The sequence below is a fragment of the Dellaglioa sp. CoH-57-MRSF-18 genome, from assembly GCF_056781995.1.
The window spans coordinates 1-416 of the sequence record NZ_JBXAXX010000106.1; the positions used below are offsets into that span (position 1 = coordinate 1).

The following is a 416-nucleotide window of genomic DNA, read 5'->3' on the forward strand; positions in this document are numbered from 1 at the left end:
GGCTTGAAGCAGTGCGCCACCCATGCCGAATGCTACGTTCTCGGCACTGAAACCGTGGAGTTCGAGGGCTCGCAGGATCGCGATGATAGAGTCACGATTTACACCGTCACCCTGAATCACACGCACGCTCGGATGGAGCACCTTGAAACCCTTGCTGTTGGTCGTGGTACCGAAGCTTTCGGCCAACGACTTTACACAGTACAGCACCACGGATACCGGATCGCCGGAGTCAGGGCGAATCACAACGCGCCCACCCTTCGACAAGACCTTATCCTTCAACTGCTTGCCCCAGATGTTGTCCACGGCATTGTAGATGTCGTAGGCATCCGAGACACATGCGTACACACGCCCCTCACCGCCGAACTGGTCGATCATGTTCGAGAAAGCGCGGGCCTCATTATCGCGGCCCCATGCAG

At 57.5% G+C, this 416-nt stretch carries 1 pseudogene; it reads right to left on the reverse strand.

What is annotated here, in order from left to right:
* A pseudogene (locus AC1RPG_RS08285) lies at positions 1-416 on the reverse strand (hypothetical protein); the annotation flags it as partial.